Here is a 2,378-nt window from a genome sequence, read left to right as displayed (position 1 = left end):
ACGTCCATATTCGTTTGCGGTTCGTTCCACGGCAGAATTGGCTCGTTTTTTTGGTTATCCCATTTTGGTGGCGGAATAATGTAAGTGGGAATAAAGGCATTAACCATTTCACCAAGTGTATGTTCTCGATACTTGGGTCTGGCAATTTCATCTAAAAAAGCTGATTCGCCGGCAGTTCTGTCTGCAAAGATAGCCACGCCATTGGCCTTTCCTAGTGCACCGTTGCTTCGTGCACTATTGATTAGACCAAGTAATGTGGGGTTGTTATGGCGCCATGTTACTGAGCAAGCAACGTGGCGATAAACCTAGGCAGCATATACCACCTAGGTTTGAATTCCTTTTCTGATTGTTAAAGAGCGATAAAGGTTAATATGAAGAATGGCTATTTACGGTATACCGCAGGTTAGTTGCATAAATAACCGTTTGGCTTTGTATTTCCAATTAAGTGTTTCTTTACGTTCAGGTTCTGGTGTCCAGCGTTGCCATGGTTTGGTGATTTCGGGCTGGGGGGCATCGTTATACCAATCTATTTTGTATGCTTCAGCATATAGCTCATCATAAATTTCGGTTTGTTGTTTAAAGCTCATATCACGCCAATATACCTCTGGCCGACTGTTATGTTTATCAAACTCAGCGGTGATTGGGTCAAGGTGCCTGTAACCTTCGTATTCTGGAATATCGGGTAATGGCTTGGTATTATCCATAAAGCGCACTAAGCGCTCCCAAAACAACAAACAATAAATAGGGTTTTGTGCAAGTTCAGTGACCACTATGGTCATTTTGGTATTTGGGTATTTATCTCTATCTTTGTGCGATATCACCGGGAAAAAAGCCCGAGAGCCTCCTTGGTCGGTACTTTGGTTTACCAGTACACATTTCATATCACGCCAATCAAAACAACAATTACCAAATTCATCCCGTACCTCACAACCGGGAATATCAAAGGTATAACCGACTTTGCCTGTCTGGCGGTCAAAATAGGCATATTTAGGTGAAAACACCAAATCCCAAAGAGGGAATAAGTTTAAAAATAGTAAGTTCCAGCACAGTACTAAGTATAGTAACCACCAATGAAAAGCATCGTCTTCTCCATGAAATGGGATTAGCAAAATATCTAAAGCAACCACTAAACTTCCAACAAACCCTAAAAACATAGGACCAAACAATAAGAGTCTAATTGGACTATTGCCGCATGAGTGAGTTTGCAATCGTTGAGGGTTCTTCTCAATCGTTGTTTTTTTTGTGTAATACCATTTAGCTAACAAGCATAAGCCACTAAATTTTGTTTGCAGGTCGAGTGTATTACCTTGCTCGAAAAATTGATTAAAAATTGTTTTCCTAGGTAAAACACCACCCAAATATTTCAATATACTCATGTTATTCCTTAAATAAACCTAGGCAGCATATACCGCCTAGGTTTGAATTCCTTTTCTGATCAACGAAAAAAAACATTACCGCAGCGACCATTAGCAAGAAACTTAGAGCAGTAAATAAATTTGCCCCCCCAAACCATGAAATAGCAAGTTGTTGCCCATCAGTGCGAACCCAGTGTCCCTCGATTAGGTGACTTGAGCTCTGCTGAATATTCATCAGTAAAGCGCTTACTTTTAAAGGTACGAGTTTTGAAGCGGCAGCCATTGAGTGCTTCTGCTTTTTTAAATCGCGTTTCATAACTGTCTTGATGCAAATAGTCTCTTGGCAGTTGCTCTTCGTAGGTTTGCCTATCATCAAAATATTTACTACTATTTTCGGCTCTTCTTCTATTTTCTGCAGCTTTTTCGGGGTTATTTTTTCTAAACTCTTCTATTCGCACCTCAGCTTCTTCATCTAATGCCAGCTGTTTAATGGTTTTATCTTTTGCTCTTGTTGGGTCTCTGCCAGGGTTCTCAGCGCACCACTGGTTAATTGCGTTAATACGATTTTCTCTTTTAATTTTTTCTCTTTCTTCATGAGTTAAACCGTCGTTTTGTTCAGCAATATAGCGTTTAAGATCCTCATCACTAATAAGGTTATCGATTAAATCATCTAGTTTGTTTGATTTTACTGAGCTTTTATCATCACTACTCATTATCATTGCTATGTACATTCCTTGTTATTTGGCCATTCCATTTATGAGTGCCTTAAGCCTTAAACACCCATTGCTATTTGCCTTAATAATGTTTTTGTTAACCGCTTCCAATAAGGCGTTGTATCGGGCTGATTTAAGCTTTCGTCAATTGGCCATTTTTCCCATGGTTTGGTGATTTCTTCGTTTGCCCAGCGTTTAGGGTTGGTTATTGCACCATCAAAGTTAAAGCGATAAATATCGTTATCAAGCTGTTCTTCTATCTGCTGCATTTGTTTGTAACTCATTAAACGCCAATACTTTTCTGGGCGGT

2 protein-coding genes and 2 pseudogenes are annotated in these 2,378 nt (G+C 39.5%); all 4 read right to left on the bottom strand.

Translation table 11 applies throughout. The features are described from left to right. Positions 1-197: pseudogene (locus JIG41_RS05385) on the bottom strand (hypothetical protein); the annotation flags it as partial. Between the two features lie 189 nt (positions 198-386). Further along, positions 387-1,376, bottom strand: a complete 990-nt coding sequence (locus JIG41_RS05380; protein WP_199524376.1) for a hypothetical protein — start codon at positions 1,374-1,376, stop codon at positions 387-389. A gap of 158 nt (positions 1,377-1,534) precedes the next feature. Further along, entirely contained in the window at positions 1,535-2,074 is a 540-nt protein-coding gene (locus JIG41_RS05375) for a hypothetical protein (RefSeq protein WP_249406614.1), read from the bottom strand. Between the two features lie 53 nt (positions 2,075-2,127). Then, positions 2,128-2,378: pseudogene (locus JIG41_RS05370) on the bottom strand (hypothetical protein); the annotation flags it as partial.

Origin of the sequence: Pseudoalteromonas sp. bablab_jr011, assembly GCF_016464045.1 — a bacterium.
GTDB classification, from domain to species: domain Bacteria; phylum Pseudomonadota; class Gammaproteobacteria; order Enterobacterales; family Alteromonadaceae; genus Pseudoalteromonas; species Pseudoalteromonas lipolytica.
The sequence above is the reverse complement of the archived record's forward strand: the minus strand, read 5'-3'. Positions and strand labels throughout refer to the sequence as shown.